The 15,863-nt window shown below is 67.2% G+C and carries 18 protein-coding genes and 1 tRNA gene; 4 read left to right on the top strand and 15 right to left on the bottom strand.

Translation table 11 applies throughout. From position 1 onward, the window contains the following. Positions 1–88: 88 nt before the first annotated feature. Positions 89–2,845: an ATP-dependent helicase gene (locus tag C438_RS10555; RefSeq protein ID WP_004969369.1), complete on the top strand. Its 2,757-nt coding sequence runs from the start codon at positions 89–91 to the stop codon at positions 2,843–2,845. Between the two features lie 49 nt (positions 2,846–2,894). On the opposite strand, the gene C438_RS10550 is transcribed toward C438_RS10555, so the two are convergent. Continuing rightward, positions 2,895–5,549, bottom strand: coding sequence for an AAA domain-containing protein (locus tag C438_RS10550; RefSeq protein ID WP_004969368.1), 2,655 nt, complete (start codon positions 5,547–5,549; stop codon positions 2,895–2,897). A gap of 122 nt (positions 5,550–5,671) precedes the next feature. Between C438_RS10550 and C438_RS10545 the strand changes: the two genes are divergently transcribed. Both C438_RS10545 and C438_RS10540 read left to right on the top strand, forming a co-directional pair. After that, entirely contained in the window at positions 5,672–6,244 is a 573-nt protein-coding gene (locus tag C438_RS10545; protein WP_004969367.1) for a hypothetical protein, read from the top strand. Positions 6,245–6,347: 103 nt separating this feature from the next. Further along, positions 6,348–6,575 carry a hypothetical protein gene (locus C438_RS10540; RefSeq protein ID WP_004969366.1) on the top strand — a complete coding sequence of 76 codons (228 nt, stop codon included), beginning with the start codon at positions 6,348–6,350 and terminating at the stop codon, positions 6,573–6,575. 10 nt (positions 6,576–6,585) lie between these two features. Here the strand turns inward: C438_RS10540 and C438_RS10535 are convergent, their stop codons facing one another. Next, positions 6,586–7,548: a zinc-dependent metalloprotease gene (locus C438_RS10535; protein WP_004969365.1), complete on the bottom strand. Its 963-nt coding sequence runs from the start codon at positions 7,546–7,548 to the stop codon at positions 6,586–6,588. A gap of 110 nt (positions 7,549–7,658) precedes the next feature. On the opposite strand from C438_RS10535, the gene C438_RS10530 reads away from it, so the two are divergent. Then, the gene (locus tag C438_RS10530) at positions 7,659–8,477 is read left to right on the top strand and encodes a VOC family protein (RefSeq protein ID WP_004969364.1); all 819 of its coding nucleotides are present in this window, start codon (positions 7,659–7,661) and stop codon (positions 8,475–8,477) included. A gap of 27 nt (positions 8,478–8,504) precedes the next feature. On the opposite strand, the gene C438_RS10525 is transcribed toward C438_RS10530, so the two are convergent. The 13 genes from C438_RS10525 to C438_RS10465 form a co-directional block, all read right to left on the bottom strand. Next, positions 8,505–9,665: an MBL fold metallo-hydrolase gene (locus C438_RS10525; protein WP_004969363.1), complete on the bottom strand. Its 1,161-nt coding sequence runs from the start codon at positions 9,663–9,665 to the stop codon at positions 8,505–8,507. A gap of 174 nt (positions 9,666–9,839) precedes the next feature. Then, the gene (gene rpsB, locus C438_RS10520) at positions 9,840–10,625 is read right to left on the bottom strand and encodes a 30S ribosomal protein S2 (protein WP_004969362.1); all 786 of its coding nucleotides are present in this window, start codon (positions 10,623–10,625) and stop codon (positions 9,840–9,842) included. Continuing rightward, the gene (gene eno, locus C438_RS10515; RefSeq protein ID WP_004969361.1) at positions 10,622–11,821 is read right to left on the bottom strand and encodes a phosphopyruvate hydratase; all 1,200 of its coding nucleotides are present in this window, start codon (positions 11,819–11,821) and stop codon (positions 10,622–10,624) included. Before eno ends, rpsB begins: the two co-directional genes overlap by 4 nt. A 4-nt stretch (positions 11,822–11,825) precedes the next feature. After that, the gene (locus tag C438_RS10510) at positions 11,826–12,002 is read right to left on the bottom strand and encodes a DNA-directed RNA polymerase subunit K (protein WP_004043021.1); all 177 of its coding nucleotides are present in this window, start codon (positions 12,000–12,002) and stop codon (positions 11,826–11,828) included. Continuing rightward, positions 11,999–12,193 carry a DNA-directed RNA polymerase subunit N gene (locus tag C438_RS10505; RefSeq protein WP_004061330.1) on the bottom strand — a complete coding sequence of 65 codons (195 nt, stop codon included), beginning with the start codon at positions 12,191–12,193 and terminating at the stop codon, positions 11,999–12,001. The genes C438_RS10510 and C438_RS10505 overlap by 4 nt, the downstream gene beginning before the upstream one ends. Positions 12,194–12,205: 12 nt before the next feature. Then, positions 12,206–12,604, bottom strand: a complete 399-nt coding sequence (locus C438_RS10500) for a 30S ribosomal protein S9 (protein ID WP_004969360.1) — start codon at positions 12,602–12,604, stop codon at positions 12,206–12,208. Next, on the bottom strand, positions 12,598–13,035 hold the full coding sequence (locus tag C438_RS10495) for a 50S ribosomal protein L13 (RefSeq protein ID WP_004061328.1): 438 nt from the start codon (positions 13,033–13,035) through the stop codon (positions 12,598–12,600). The genes C438_RS10500 and C438_RS10495 overlap by 7 nt, the downstream gene beginning before the upstream one ends. Then, the gene (locus C438_RS10490) at positions 13,032–13,382 is read right to left on the bottom strand and encodes a 50S ribosomal protein L18e (protein WP_004043025.1); all 351 of its coding nucleotides are present in this window, start codon (positions 13,380–13,382) and stop codon (positions 13,032–13,034) included. Before C438_RS10490 ends, C438_RS10495 begins: the two co-directional genes overlap by 4 nt. A 26-nt stretch (positions 13,383–13,408) precedes the next feature. Beyond that, positions 13,409–13,493: transfer RNA gene (locus tag C438_RS10485), tRNA-Leu, on the bottom strand. 144 nt (positions 13,494–13,637) lie between these two features. Then, positions 13,638–14,417, bottom strand: coding sequence for a DNA-directed RNA polymerase subunit D (locus C438_RS10480; RefSeq protein ID WP_004061327.1), 780 nt, complete (start codon positions 14,415–14,417; stop codon positions 13,638–13,640). Positions 14,418–14,423: 6 nt separating this feature from the next. After that, positions 14,424–14,816, bottom strand: coding sequence for a 30S ribosomal protein S11 (locus C438_RS10475; protein WP_004043027.1), 393 nt, complete (start codon positions 14,814–14,816; stop codon positions 14,424–14,426). Further along, positions 14,813–15,340: a 30S ribosomal protein S4 gene (locus tag C438_RS10470; protein WP_004969359.1), complete on the bottom strand. Its 528-nt coding sequence runs from the start codon at positions 15,338–15,340 to the stop codon at positions 14,813–14,815. The genes C438_RS10475 and C438_RS10470 overlap by 4 nt, the downstream gene beginning before the upstream one ends. Next, positions 15,337–15,840, bottom strand: a complete 504-nt coding sequence (locus C438_RS10465; protein ID WP_004969358.1) for a 30S ribosomal protein S13 — start codon at positions 15,838–15,840, stop codon at positions 15,337–15,339. Before C438_RS10465 ends, C438_RS10470 begins: the two co-directional genes overlap by 4 nt. Between the last annotated feature and the right edge of the window lie 23 nt (positions 15,841–15,863).

Raw genomic sequence — 15,863 nt, 5'->3', positions numbered from 1 at the left:
GGCGGCGGCGTTAGTCCTTGTGCTCGCCGGGGCGGCCGCCGCGGGGACAGGCACAACCCTCATACCCGCGCAGGCTAACCCCGAGGTAATGACCCGGCGCGGCCGCTCGCTTCTCGCGTCGAGAGGCGGCGACTACGAGTTCGACCCCGAGTCGGTGCCCGTCGCCGACGAGGACGTGCTCGACCTGCTGGAGCCCGCCGTCCAAGAGTGGTGGGTCGACCGGTTCGGCGAGTTCGTCCCCGGCAACGGCGGCTTTTTCACCCCGCCGCAACGCGGGGCCATCCCGCGCATCCACGACGGCGACAACGCCCTCATCTGCGCGCCGACGGGGTCGGGAAAGACCCTCGCCTCTTTCACCGCCATCATCAACGAGCTGTTCCGCCGCGACCGGGAGTCGCCCGACGGCCTCGACAACTCGGTGTACTGCCTCTACGTCTCGCCGCTGAAGTCGCTCGCCAACGACATCCACCGGAACCTGACCGAGCCGCTTTCGGGCATCGCCGACATCGCCGAAGAGCGCGGCGAGACGGTGGACATCAGACACGCCCTCCGCCACGGCGACACCTCCTCTGCGGACCGCCAGAAGATGCTGTCTGAGACGCCGCACATCCTCAACACGACGCCGGAGACGCTGGCGATTCTGCTCAACTCGCCGAAGTTCAAAGAGAAGCTCCGAACCGTCGAGTACGTCGTCGTCGACGAGATTCACAGCCTCGCGGAGAACAAACGCGGCACCCACCTGTCGGTGTCGCTGGAGCGACTGGAAGACCTCGCCGAATCGTCGCCGACGCGCATCGGCTGTTCGGCCACCGTCGAACCGCTCGACACGGTCGCGGAGTTCCTCGTCGGGTGCGAGGGCGGCGAGCCCCGCGACTACGAACTCGTGGACACGCGGTTCGTCCGCGACTTCGACGTCCGACTGGAGTGCCCGACCGACGACCTGATTCGGACGCCCCGAAGCGAGGTCCAGAATCGGTTTTACGACCGCCTGCACGAACTCGTGGCCTCGCACACGAACACGCTCGTGTTCACCAACACGCGGTCGGGCGCGGAGCGCGTCCTCCACAACCTCCGCGAGGAGTTCGACGACATCGACGAGTCGAACTCGGGGTGTCACCACGGGAGCCTCTCGAAAGAGCGCAGACAGGAGGTAGAGTCGAAGCTGAAGGCGGGCGAGTTGCGCGTCGTCACCACCTCCACGAGCCTCGAACTCGGCATCGACATGCCCCACATCGACCTCGTGGTGCAGGTCGGCTCGCCCAAGTCCGTCGCCGCGCTCCTCCAGCGGGTCGGCCGGGCCGGACACCAGCTCGGCCAGACCGTCGAAGGCCGCGTCATCGCCCTCGACAGGGACGAACTCGTCGAGTGCGCGGTGATGCTCTCGAAGGCCGAGTCGGGCTTCGTCGACCGGGTGTTCATCCCCGAGAACGCCTTCGACGTGGCCGCCCAGCAGGTGTACGGGATGGCCATCAACGCGATTCGCCCCGAGTCGGAACTCCGCGAGACGCTCCGTCGGGCCTACCCCTACCGAAACTTCGCAGACGACGACTTCGAGCGCCTGTTCCGCTATCTCACCGCCGACTACGACGGCCTCGAAGACAGGAACGTCTACGCGAAAATCTGGCGCGACACCAACGACCCGCCGGACGGCGAACACCACTACGAGGAGTACCCCGTCGGCGAACCGCTCATCGGCAAGCGCGGCCGGATGGCCCGCGTCATCTACATGACAAACATCGGGACGATTCCCGACTCCTTCACCTGCGACGTGCTGGTCCGCGGGGCCGACCAGTGGGTCGGCACGCTCGACGAGGGCTACCTCGACACGCTGGAGAAAGGCGACGTGTTCGTCCTCGGCGGCGACCACTTCGCCTACCGCTACCGCCGCGGGTCGAAGGTGTACGTCGACCGCACCTCTCAGCGCCCGACGGTCCCCTCGTGGTTCTCCGAGCGCCTGCCGCTTTCGTACGACCTCGGCCGCGAACTCGCGGCGTTTCAGGCCGACCTCGTGGACCGACTCGCCGCCGGCGGCGCGCCCACCGTCAGGTCGTGGCTCCGGGAGTTCCCCCTCGACGAGAACAGCGTCCGCGCCGTCACGCGGATGTTCGACGAGCAGGTCAGATACGCCGGCCCCGAGAGCGTGGCGACGCCCGACAGACTCGTCGTCGAGACCGAACTCGACCGCGAGGCCTACCGCCGACAGTTCTACGTCCACTGCACCTACGGCCGGCGGTTCAACGACGGCCTCTCGCGGCTCCTCGCGTACCACGCGGCCCGCCGGACGAACGCGAACGTGCAGGTCGCCGTCGCCGACAACGGCTTTTCGCTGTCGATGCCGCTCAACCGCAAGGTCGACCTCGCGGGCGTCCTCCGCGACCTCGAACCCGAGGAAGTCGAGGACGACCTGCGGGCCGCCCTCGACGGGACGGACCTCCTGAAGCGCTACTTCCGCATCAACGCGACGCGCTCGCTCATGATTCTCAAGCGCTACAAGGGCTACGAGAAGTCCGCCGCCCAACAGCAGGTCTCCTCGGAGATGTTGCTGTCGTTCGCCCAGGACCTCGACGAGTTCGCGGTGATGGAAGAGACCTACCGCGAGATTCTCGAAGACAAACTGAACCTCGCCGCCATCGAGGACGCGGTCGCGGCGATTCGGGCGGGCGACGTGGACGTGGTCGGCCACCAGGTCTCGTCGCCGACGCCGCGGGCGTTCGGCCTCGCCACGCTGACCGCGAGCGACGTGGTCCTCGCCGAAGACGAGAGCGCGGCGCTCAGAGAGTTCCACGAGCGCGTCAAAGCCGAAATCGGCGACGACGAGGCGGACCTCGGCATCGACGTGGAGTGACGGAATCGCGGCTCGACGCGGTTCGATGGTCGGCGCGCCGTGAAGACGCCTACCGCCGCGCCCACGCGAGCATCCGGTCGTAGAACGGGTCGGATTCGAGCGCGTCGGCGTCGCCGACGAGACACAGCGCCTTCTTCGCCCGCGTGAGGGCGACGTTGATGCGGCGGTGGTCCTCGAACAGCGGGCCGTCCAACTCGCCGGTAGCGACGAAGGAGACGACGATGACCTCCTTCGAGGAGCCCTGGAACCGGTCGACCGTGTCCACGATCGCGTCGGTTCGGCGGGAAATCTCGGCGACTTGCGCCCGGAACGGCGCGATGACGCCGATGTCGTCGGTGTCGACGCCGGCGGCCTCGTAGGCGGCGACGACCTCCGCGACGCGGTCGGCTTCGACTGGGTTCGTGTTGCCGACGCGCCGCCCGTCGGGGTCGACGAAGGCGACTTGGTCCGCGAGTTCGGCGGGGAGGTCCGCGGTATCGACGCCGAGGTCTCGGAGGTGCTGGGCGGCGACCGCACCCGTCGCCGGGCGGAGCGCGCCGTCGTAGAACTCCTTCGAGGCGAACGCCTGAATGCGCTGGGACATGCGGTACTGGCGGTCCAGCATGACCGAGGCGTCGGGGTACGTCTCGATGAGTCGCTGGAACAGCGATGTCTGGAGGTCGTTTTCGGCGCGGACGACCGGCGGAAGCTGTTTGTGGTCGCCGACGAGGACGAACCGGTCGGCGAGATTGACGGCGGCGAGCGTCCCGGGTTCGGTTATCTGCGACGCCTCGTCGACGAGCGCGGCGTCGAACGACTGCTCGCGCATCACGCGCGACCCGCAGGAGGCGGTGGTCGCGGCGACGACCGGCGCGTCCCGGAGGGCGGCCGCGAGCGCGTTCGGGTCGCCGCTCCGTGAAAGGCGCACGTCCTGCATGTCCTCGCGGACGCCCGATTCGGTGCCGACGCGAACAATGTCCTCGAAGCCTTGGTCGCGCAGGGCTTCGAGCGCGTTGTCGACCGCGCGGTTCGTGAAGGCAGACAGGAGGACGCGGTTGCCGTCCTCGACGAGCGCGCGGATGGTCCGGGCGATGGTGTAGGTCTTGCCCGTCCCCGGCGGCCCGTGGATGAGCGCGAGGTCGTCGGCGTCGACCGCGAGGCGCACCGCGTCGTCCTGGGCGTCGTTGTTGTCGATGAACGTCCGGCCCGCAGAGCGGTCCGAAAACTCGGGGTCGCGGCGGCCGAACAGCACGTCTTTCCGGTCGGGCGAACCCTTGAGCACCGCGTCGTGGAGCGCGGTGAGCAAGCGGTCGACGGTGAGTTCGGAGGGGTACACGTCGAGGCGGCGGAGCGGCACGGGTTCGTCGGTCGTGACGACGATTTCGTCGCCGAGTTCGACGATGCGCGCGAGTTCGGCGTGGCCCTCGACGGGGTGGCCGTCGCTGGCGAGCGCCACGTCGCCCGCGCGGAGCTTCGACACCGCGTCGTCGGTCTGCTTCGCCCGGAGTTCCCACGTGCCGTCGGGGCGCTCCGTCTGTCCGAGGGGTTCGAGACCGATGAGCGCCCGGTCGTCGTCGGCGCGCTCCTCGGCGCTCTGGTCCCAGAGCTTGCGGTACTCCTTGTGGACCGACCGGCGCTCCTCCTCGACGGCGCGGTAGAAGCGGTCGAAGTAGTCGCGTTCGTCCTCGGGCACCGGCTTGCCGATTGCGCCGGCTTTCGACTCCTGGTCGAGCCTGCCGGAGACGACCATGCAGGTGTCCTTCTCGAAGCAGTACTCGCACTTCGAGTTCACCTCGTAGCCGGTCGGCACCGACGCGTCGTGTTCCATCGCCGCGATTTCGTTGCGGGTGCGGACGACGAATTCGAGGAGGCCGCGGCCGATGGAGAAGTCCTTCGCCGGCGAGAGGTCGCCGGACTCCTCGGTGCGGTCGAGCGTCGTGTTCTTCGTGTAGAGGAGCGTCCCCGTGTCGACCGGCACGCCCCGCTCTTCGAGGATGAGCGCGTAGGAGGCGGCCTGAATCTTGTCCTGAAACCGCGGGTCGCGGTTGAGGTTCTTGCCGGTCTTGAGTTCGACGGGCGACCCCCGACGGAGGGCGTCGGCGCGGCCCTTGATGCCGAACGTCGGCGAGATGAGGGTGTACTCCGAGCGCCACTCGTCTTCGTCGGTGAGGACGCCCTGCGAGAGCCACCCCTCGATGGCGGCGGCGTTGCGGCGCACCTCGTCCGCGACCTCGTCGACCTCGCGGCCGAGCAGGCCGAGTTCGAGGCCGCGCTCGTCGATGCGCTCGTCGATGGACGACTCGAGGTCGCGGCCGCGGAGGAGGTCGCCGAACACGTCGTGGACGATGGTCCCTTTCACCACCGGGTAGTTCAGCGGGATGCCCGAGAGCTTGTTCAGGTAGTACATCCGCGAGCACTGCACCCACGAGCGGATGTCGGTCACGTCCACGAGGAAGTCGGGCTCGACGACGACGAACGACTCCGAGCCGGTCGAATACGTCGTCTCGCCGCGGTACTCGGACTCCTCGGCGTCGGTGACGAGGAGGTCCATGCCCGGTTCGGCGTGCTCGGCGGCGTGGGTCCACTTCCCCCAGAGGGTGACGGTCACGGGGTCTGCGGTCCCGCGCTCGGGGCGGAGCGTCACCTCCGCCAGCGAGCGCTCGCCGTACTTCGTTTCGACGTCGCGCGGCTCGCCGACCTCGACGAGCGGACCGCGAAGGTTCACGTCGAAAGCGTGGGTGAGGCGCGGGCAAATAGCCGTCGGTGGGACACGAACGGTTCGGCAGATCGCGTGCGCGACTCCCCGCGACCGTCACGCTCTTTCTCTCCCGCGCGGTACGCACACCCATGCGCGTCAGAGATTGGCAGGACATCCTCTCGGAGGTCGTCGACGACGGCCGCGACCGCGACCCCGACGCGTGGCGGGCCGTCGCGGGCACCCGGCGACGGAGCCTCGGCGAGGACCTCTTTCTCGCCCATCCCGACGCCGGCGTCTACCAACTGAAGACGTACGCCAAGAACCCCTACGAGGTCCGCGGCGTCGGCGCTCGCGTCGCCCGCCGCGTCGACGACGGCCTCGACCCGCTGTTCCCGCGTCGGCGCGACGGCGGCGAGAACGACGCCGGCCGATTCGCCGTCCAAAGACCGCCCGAAGACGAGTCGCAGGCCGAGTCGATGGCCCGGCGACTCGAAGAGACCGTGAAGGTCCACGCCGACGCGCCGACCACCGCCGACGACTTCTTCACCGACGTGATGGAGGCGCTCGACAGCCCGGCGTTCGGGCCGATGGACTACGAGTTCGACGCCCGGCCCGACCGCCTCGACGACCTCGCAGACGAGTTCACGGACGCCGACGAGTTGCTCTCGTCGGACCTCGACGACCTCATCGAGTCCGACGGCGTCGACCGCGGCTTCCAGTAGGATTCACCGGTTTCAAACCCTCGCACATCCATTACTCATCTATGAACGATAGGATCGGCGGGCGGTCGCGGCACTCCCCGCACGATGCGAGTTCGGAGGGACGATGGTCGGTTCGAGCATGAGCGACGAGGAGACGCGACTCGCCAACAACCGGCTCAAAATCGGCTTCACCCTGCTGGTCGGCGTGTCGGCCGCGCTCGTCGCCGTGCAGGCGGGAGCGACGCTCCCTCAGAGCGCAATCGCGCTCGTCGCCGGACTCGTTATCGGCGGCCTCCTCACGTGGTACCTGAAACGGTGGAGCCGCGAGTTCACCGCCGTGAACCGCCGGTAGAGGCGTTTTCTCAGGGCGACACCCGCGCGAGCCATCGCTCGGGCGCGTCCAGTTCCGCGTCGGTCGGTAGGTTCTCCGGGTGGTCCCACACCCGCGACGCGGCGGCGACGCCGCGCTCGTCGGCGACGTGTTCGAAGAAGCGAGCGCCGCGTTCGTACTGCCGGCGCTTGAGTCCGAGGCCGAGGAGCCGACGCGCGAGTTTCGCGATCGGGCCGCCGCCCTGCCGACGCTCGTCGAGTTTCCGGCGGAGGTCCTCGTAGTCGTCGTCGAACGCCCGGTCCATCAGCAGTTCCGCGTAGCCCTCGACGGCCGTCATCGCCGTGTCGAGCTCGCGGAAGGCGTCGCGGTCGATGTCGCCGTCGACGAGGGCGTCGACCCCGCGTTGCATCCGCGATTCGAGGTGCGTCGAGAGCCACGGGGCCGCGCCGAACTCCGCGGCGTGCGCCACCTCGTGGAAGGCTATCCAGCGGCGGAACCGCGGGTAGTCCACGTCGAGGCTGTCGGCGACCCGGCGGATGTTCGGGTGGACGAAGTACAGGCCGTGGTCGTCGTCGCCCTCGGCGAGGAGAAGCGGGTCGTACTGCCCGAGGACGTTGTTGCCGAGAAACGAGAGGACGAAGGCGAACGACCCGGTGTTGACCGCGCGCGTGACGCCGGGGAGGACCGCGGGACCGTGTTCTTCGAACGGGGCCATCACCCGGCGGAACGTCGCCACGTTCGCGTCTATCCAGTGGTGTCGGTTCTGGACTTCGACGACCTCGGGCACGTCGAACTCGACCTCGGCGACGGCCGACAGACGGTCGCGCGCGTCGCGAACGTCGGCCGCGTAGCCCGCGCGCTCGGCATCCGTGAGGTCGAGCGAGCCGGGGTCGGTCGCTGACTTCGCGGCCTCGGTGACGGCGTCCCAGTCGATGGTACCGGAGCCGGTCGCTGAAGCGTCCGCGACCGCTCTGACGCTCCGAAAGAGGTTCATACCGTACCGTGGCGGGCCGGACGCAAAACGCTTCGGTCGGGGTGTTCGAACCCGCCGATTCGCAGACACGACGACCCTAGACACTATACCGAGTCCGACGTGGGGGGCGTATGGACCGAACCATCGACCACGTCGCGTTCGGTGGTACCGAGCTGTACGAACTCCGAGCGGCCGCGAACGAGGTCGGTCTCACGCCGACCTACGGCGGCGAACACGGGACCGGAACGACCCACATGGCCGTCGTTCCGTTCCCCGACGGGTCGTACCTCGAACTCATCGCACCGACGCTCGGGACCGACGCCGAGGACGCCGGCTTCTGGCCCGACTACCTCGCGGCCGACGCCGGCCCCGCGGCGTGGTGTCTGGAGACCGACGACGCCGCCGACAGCGCGAAGACTGCCATCGACGCCGGACTCCCCGTCGACGGCCCCCACGAGGCCTCCCGCGCCCGACCGGACGGTCGCCTCGTCGAGTGGGATATGTGCTTCGAGGGCACAGACCAGCGACTTCCCTTTTTCATCCGCGACCGAACCCCGCGGAGCTACCGCGTTCCGAGCGCCGTGCGAAACGCCGCCGTCCGCGGACTCCGAACCGTCGTCGTCGCCACCGCCGACCGCGAGGCGACCGCGGCGCTGTTCGCCCGGCGGCACCGCTATCCATCGCCGGTCGATATCAACGGCCCGTTCTCCGAGTTCGCCGTCGTGCCCGGCACGCCGCTCGCCCTGTGCGAACCCGGCGACGGCGCGCTCAAGGAGCGAATCGAGGAGGTCGGCGAGGGTCCGTGCGCGTTCCTCGTCGGCGTCACCGACCTCGACCGCGCGCGGAACTCGCTGTCGCTCGGCCCCGAGATTCGCTACAGCGACCGCCGGATGGCGTGGTTCGACCACGACCTGTTCGACGGTCGGTTGGGCGTGGTCGAACTCCCCTGAACCGCCGATTGAAGCCGGATGACGGGCTCAGGCGGCGCAGTTGTTCGGTCCGAGTTCGAGTTCGGTCGCCTCCTCCTCGTCGCCGACGGAGGCCCGCCCGGTGTTGATGTCGATGACGCGCTCGTAGTTCACCGGCTTCTCGGGCGTGTCGTCGGCGACGCGAGAGACGAACGCCGACTCGTCCATCGACAGGAGGTCGAGGTCCGAACGCAGGTCGCCGAGCGTCGCGCTCACGAGTTCGCCCGGCGCGGCGACACCGTAGCGACCGTCCGCCCCGACTGAGACGTGCCCGGGGAGGACGCGCGTGTCGTCGGGAAGCGACAACAGCGTGTCGTGGAGCGTCTCGTAGAGGAGTTCCGCGCCCGTCGCCGCGTCGTCGTCGCCGAACTGGAGTTCCGTGCGGCCGACCGACTCGACGAACAGCGTGTCGCCGGTGAGGAGGAATCGCCCGTCGACGAGGTAGTTCGTCATGTCCGAGGTGTGTCCCGGTGCGTGAATCGCCTCGATATCGTGGTCGCCGACGGTCAACGTCTCGCCGTCGTCGAGCGGGGTGAACTCGTACGCGACGTCGCGGTCGGCCGCCTCAGACCCGAGGTAGTACGGCACGCCGAGGCGGTCGGCGAGCGCGCGCCCCCCGGAGACGTGGTCGGCGTGGACGTGCGTGTCGAGCACACCAGTGACCGTCATCCCCGCGTCGGCGGCGACGAGTTCGAACTCGTGGGTCTGCCGGGTCGCGTCCACGACGACCGCCTCGCGGGCCGACCGCGAGCCGACGACGTAGCCGAGACAGCCCTTCGCGCGGCGCTGGACCTGCGCGACGAACAGGTCGTCGTCGCCGGTGTCGAGTTCGACCACCTCGTACAGCTTGCTCCAGTCTTCCATGCCGCCCTTGACGACCTCCACGTCGTCGTAGCCGCGCGTCGCGAGTTCGAAGCCGAACGACGTGGAAGACAGCCCCTTCCCGCAGATGGCGACGACCGGTCCCTCAGCGGCGAGGTCGCCGACGCGGTCCCAGTCCCAGTCGCCGCCGAGTCCGTCGACGGGGTGGAAGGGGACGTTGACCGCGCCCTCGATGTGCCACGACTCGAAGCTCTCCGGCGGCCGCGTGTCGACCACGGTGAACGAGTCGCCCGCGTCTACTCTGTCTGCGAGTTCGCCCACGGTGAGCTGGTGGAGGAGTTTGCTCATGTGGTTAGCTATGGGAACGACGCACAAAACCGTTTGCGGCGGACGCGAGTCCGTGGTCTCGTGAGGTCGACACGCTATCGCGGTCGGCGTCTCGACACTGCGGCCGAACCGAGAGAAAGCGCCGCCGCTCGCCGGGCGGGCGTCAGAAAAGTCGAATCGAAACGTCGTCCCGAACTACAGTTCGTCCTCGAAGTCTTCGAGGGCGTAGACGGTGTCGGAGCCGCGGCGGTCGAGCGTCTCGTTGGCGAGGAGCCAGTAGACGACCGACAGCGCGCGTCGACCCTTGTTGTTCGTCGGGACGACGAGGTCGACGTTCGACGTCTGGTTGTTGGAGTCGCACATCGCGATGACCGGGATGCCGACCGTGATGGCCTCCTTGACGGCCTGCGCGTCACCGATGGGGTCGGTGACGACGACCACGTCGGGTTCGATGTAGCCGGCGTAGTCCGGGTTCGTCAGGGTGCCCGGGATGAAGCGGCCCGTGCGGGCGCGAGCGCCGACGGCGTCGGCGAACTTCTCGGCCGGGAAGCGACCGTACTGGCGGGAGGACGTGACCAGAATCTGCTCCGGACTGTAGTTCGCGAGGAAGTCCGCGGCGGTGCGGATTCGCGAGTCCGTCTGGCTGACGTCGAGCACGTAGAGCCCGTCGTCGCGGACACGGTGGATGAACCGGACCATGTCCTTGGTCTTCTGCTGGGTACCGATGTGGACACCGGCGGCCAGGTAGTCCTCGACCGGGATGAGCAGGTCGGCGTCTTCGTCGGGCATGACGTCCTCGTCGAAGGCCGGTTCCGGCTCTGCTTCTTCTTCGGCCTCGGCGGCGTCGTCGGCCGCCTCGGCGGTCTCTGCTGTCTCGTCTTCGGTGGCGGCCTCGGCGGGTTCCGTCTCGGCGACCGCTTCGGTCTCCGTCTCGGGTTCCTCGTCGGCGACCTCCACCGCGTCGTTTTCGTTGTCGCTCATACTGCGTCGTCCGCGATGCGGATGAGTTCGTTCAGTTTGGCGGTTCGCTCGCCCTGCACCGTGCCAGTCTTGATGAACGGCGCGTCGGTTGCGACGGCGAGGTGTGCGATGGTCGCGTCTTCCGTCTCACCGGAGCGGTGAGAGATGACGGCGTCCATCCCGTTTCGGGAGGCCAGTTCGACGGCGTCGAACGCGTCGGTCAGCGTCCCGATCTGGTTCGGCTTGATGAGGATGGAGTTCGCGGCGCCCACGTCGATGCCGTCCTGCAGACGGTCGACGTTGGTGACGAACAGGTCGTCACCGCAGATGAGCGTGCGGTCGCCCACGCGCTCTGTGAGTTCCGCGAAGCCCTCGTAGTCGTTCTCGTCGAGGGGGTCTTCGACGTAGACGAGGTCGTACTCGTCGACCATCTCGGCGACGTAGTCGATCTGCTCGTCGGTCGTCTTCGTCTCGTCACCGTAGTGGTAGACGCCGTCTTCGAACATCTCCGAGGCCGCGATGTCGAGACCGAAGCCGATCTCGAAGCCGAGTTCGTCCTCGACGTCGGAGACCGCTTCGCCCATGATTTCGAACGCCTCGGCGTCCGATACCGGCGGCGCCCACGCGCCCTCGTCGCCCTTCGCGGCGGGCACGCCGCGCTCGTCGAGAATCTCGGACGCGCGGGCGTGGACCTTCGCGTTGGCGAAGACGGCTTCGGAGACGCTCGGCGCGCCGACCGGCGCGGCGAGGAACTCCTGGATGTTCGTCGCTTCCTTGGCGTGTTCACCGCCACCGATGACGTTCCCGAGCGGCGTCGGGAAGTTGTCGCCGCGGAACGCGCCGCCGAGATGCTGGTACAGGGGCGCACCGAGCACGTCGGAACCGGCCTTGGCGGCCGCCATCGAGATGGCGACCGCGCTGTTCGCGCCGATTTCCGAGAAGTTCTCGGAGCCGTCGGCGGCGCGGAGCGTCGCGTCGACCTCGCGCTGGTTGCCCGCGTGGACCTCGTCCACGAGTCGGGGAACCGCGTGTCGCCGCGCGGCGGCGATGGCTTCGGTCGGCGGCAGTTCGATCGCCTCGTACTCGCCGGTGGACGCCCCACTGGGGGCCGCAGCGCGACCGAACCCACCGGATTCGGTGAGCACGTCGGCTTCGACCGTCGGGTTCCCACGGGAGTCGAGCACGCGGCGCAGAGCTACGGATGTGATTCGAGTCATGTTGTCACTTACCCTCTCGTTTGACGGTGAACGGAAGTACACCTGCGTCGTACTCCTCAGCGGCGATTAATATCGGTTCTGTCTGTTCCGAATCGACGAGAACCGGTGCGCCGTAGGAGACCTGCAGCGCTCGCGCGCCGAGGATGCGTGCCTTCTCGTATCGGTTGTACCGTTGCATCATTGGTAGGGAGACACGACGTCCACGAGGTCCTTGTGCGACACCATCATCCGCCGGCAGCAAGCACGGGTGACCCCGAGGTCGTCGAGGACGTCAGCGGGGTCCTCGTCTCCCTCGCGAGCACGGGCCTTGAATTCGTCCCAGTGTTCGCCGATCACTGTGCCGCAGGTGAAACACCGGACGGGAATCATCATGGTTAGATCACCTCAGCGGTAGGACTTCTGGTAACGAGCGCGCGCGCCCGGTCCGCCCCACTTCTTGGGTTCGGACTGGCGGACGTCGTTGACCAGAAGCGAGCGGTCGAACTCCATGTACGCGTCGCGAAGCTCCGCGTCGTTCAGGTGCTGCACCAGCCCACGAGCGAGCGCGGTGCGGACTGCGTCGGCCTGACCGGCCACGCCGCCGCCGTTGACGCGCACGTCGATATCGACCTGCGAGCGGAGGTCCTCGCCTGCGATGCGGAACGGCTCCAGCATCTTGAGGCGGGCCATCTCCGGCTCGACCAGCTCGACCGGCTGGGAGTTGATTCGGACTCGACCCTCGCCCTCGCGCACGGTGGCGCGGGCGATTGCGGTCTTCTTCTTACCGGACGTGTTCGTTACCATGTGACGTTAGCACCCAGCTTCTCGGAGACCTCTCCGAGCGAGATGAACTTGATGTTCGAAAGGCGGTCCAGCGAGGTGTCTTCGAGCATCTCGCCGTCTTCGTCGTACGGATTGCCGACGTAGACGCGGACGTTCGAGAGCGCCTCGCGGCCGCGGGGCTTCTTGTACGGAAGCATGCCGCGGATGGCACGCTTGAAGATGCGGTCGGGACGCTTCGGGTAGTACGGACCCTGGTCCGAACCGACTTCGACGCGCTTTCTGTACTTGGCCATCACGTCCTCTTCCGAGCCCGTGATGACGGCGTCTTCCGCGTTGACGACGGCGACCGTCTCGCCCGCGAGGGCGCGCTGTGCGACCTCCGAGGCGACGCGGCCGACGATGCAGTTTCGAGCGTCGACGACGACGTCTGCGTCGAATTCTGCGAGGCTCATCGGATCACCCGTACGTTGGACCCGTCGGGGTTCTGTTCAGCGAGTTGTTCTAGCGTCACGGTGTCGCCGACCTGCTCGATCTTCTTTCGAGCGGTGGACGAGAAGTCCACGGCCGCGACTGTGACGTTCTTCTGCAGCACACCGCTACCCAGCACCTTGCCGGGCACGACGACGGTCTCGTCTTCCTGAGCGTATCGTTCGATACGACCAAGGTTGACTTCCGCGTGGGTGCGCCGTGGCTTTTCGAGACGGTCCGCGACATCCTGCCAGACGTTGGCACCGGACTCACGCGAGACCGCCTTCAGCTCGGCGATGAGACTGTTGAGTCTCGGGTTCGTCTTACTCATTGTCTACCTCCAGAGAGAAAGCGGAGTGCAGGGAGCAGGATTTGAACCTGCGGACTCCTATGAGACAGCGCCCTGAACGCTGCGCCGTTGGCCAGACTTGGCTATCCCTGCAAGCATTCCGCTGTACTTCATGCCCCGTAAAAACACCTTCGGTCCGACCCGCCGCCGTGAGGGAGTCACACGCCACGCTATCGGTGGCTGTGACCCCTCGTGGGGCGGGCGAACGTCGGTGTTGAGACGGGGCAGTGTTCATTCTTACAGTGCGACCTTCTCTTCGAGTTCGGCCGCGCGGTCACCTAAGGAGGCGACGGCGCGCGTCACGAGCTCGTCGACGTCGAACGAACCGTCCGTCTCCACACTGAAGACGAACGCTCCGGGCACGTCGTGTACTTCGACCTCTTTACCGGGGTACCGCTCCGTCAGGTCGTTGCCGAACGTCTCCGTCGCGACGAGGTCGCCGTCTTCGGCGTCCCCCTCGGCGTGCTCCGCCGCGGCCTCTTCGATGACGCCGCGGAGGATGTTCGGCTCCTGTTCATCGAACTCGCCGGCGTCGCCGACGACCTCCACGCGCTGGAGGTGTCGGTAGCCGACGGCGACCCCGCCTTGGTTCTTGGCGTGGTCCTTTCCGTAGCCGAGGACGGCGTCTGCCTCGAACTCGAGGCGCTGGCCCTCCTTCAGCTCGATGATGGGGATGTTCTCGTCCGCCGGGACGACCATGTCGTCGGCGGATTCGATGTCCCCGGAGTACGCGGTTGCCGGCCCGTCGACTTCGAGCGCGACGGTGACGGTGTCACCGGGTTCGAAGTCGTCGAGAGGCGTGGTCAACGGAACCAGACCGAGACGAAGCCCGATCATCTCGTCGAACATGACCGAGGTGTTCTCCACGAACCGAACGGTGTCGATGGAGAACGTCGGCACGTCGGCGACCATCGCCCGGCGAATGCCGTTGGCTAGCGCCGGGGTCAGACCGCGCGCGACGAAACGGGCGCGTCGGTCTTCGCGTTCGATGAACTCGACCTGGAAGTCGTTTACCATGGTGTGTTAGAGTCGGCTGTTTTTCGGCGCGCGAGTTCCGTCGTGCGGAATCGGCGTCACGTCCTCGATGCGACCGATTTCGAGACCGGCGCGAGCGAGGGCGCGAATCGTTGCCTGTGCGCCGGGTCCGGGGCTCTTGTTACCGTTGCCACCGGGACCGCGAACGCGGACGTGCAGACCGGCGATACCGGCCGCCTTAATCTGGTCGGCGACGCTCTCTGCCATCTGCATGGCCGCGTACGGAGATGCCTCGTCACGGTTCTGCTTGACGACGGAACCACCGGACGACTTGACGATCGTCTCGGCGCCCGTGATGTCAGTCACCGTGATGAGCGTGTTGTTGAACGATGCGTGGACGTGGGCGATTCCCCACTTGTCACCGGTTTCGGATTCGCTCATTCTTGGGCCTCCGCGCGCTCAGGGTGCAGTTCGTCCGCGAGCTTCGACGTCTCGTCGAACGCCACGGTGTCCTCTTCGTCGACCTCGACCTTGCGGGAGGGGACGGTCGTCCGCGCACCGTCGACGGTCACGTGACCGTGGACGATGAACTGACGGGCCTGCTGGGGCGTCTGTGCGATCCCCTTGCGGTAGGCGACCGTCTGGAACCGACGTTCGAGGATGTCGGTCACGTCGAGACGCAGTGTCTGGGAGATGTCGTCCTCCGCAGAGAGGATGCCGTAGCGGCGCATGCGCGCCATGAACTCGTCACCGAGCGACTCGGCTTCCTCGACGTCACCCTGGGCCTCGCCGAGGAGGCGTCGCGCCTCGCGGCGGAGGTTGCGCAGTTCGGACTGCGCGCGCCAGAGTTCTTCCTTGTTCTTGAGACCGTACCGAGAGAGGAGGTCCGATTCCTGCGCGATGCGCTCGCCCTGGAACGGGTGGTTCGGGGTCTCGTAGAACTTGGTGTTGTTACCCGTCGTCATTCTTCAGCCTGCGCCTCCTTGATCTCCTCGACGTTGACACCGATGGTGCCTTCGGTACGTCCAGTGGACTTCGTCCGCTGGCCGCGAACCTTCTGGCCGCGCTGGTGTCGAACGCCCTTGTAGGAGCTGATCATCTTCATGCGGTTGATATCATGCCGCCGCTTTTCTTCGAGGTCCGAACCCGTGATGTGGTCGGTCTCACCGGAGAAGAAGTCCTTCCGTCGGTTTGCCATCCACTCGGGGGCGTGGTCCTCGAAGTTCTCGACGACATCGACAACGGAGTCGATCTCGTCTTCGGGGAGCTTACCGAACAGCGCCGTTCGGTTCACTTCCGCGGCGTCGGCGATGATGCGCGCTGTGCGCTTGCCGATACCCTTCATGTCCGTCAGACTGCGCTCTACCGTCTTCGTCCCGTCAAGGTCGGTCTGACCAATTCGGATGAAGTAACGGAGGTCCTCTTCCTCCTCCGGAGAGCCGTCCTGTGGTTCTTCTGCACTCATGACTTTGGAAGTCGTGTTGTGAG

Origin of the sequence: Haloferax denitrificans ATCC 35960 (genome assembly GCF_000337795.1) — an archaeon.
Classification (GTDB): domain Archaea; phylum Halobacteriota; class Halobacteria; order Halobacteriales; family Haloferacaceae; genus Haloferax; species Haloferax denitrificans.
This window is presented reverse-complemented; position numbering and strand designations above follow the sequence as displayed.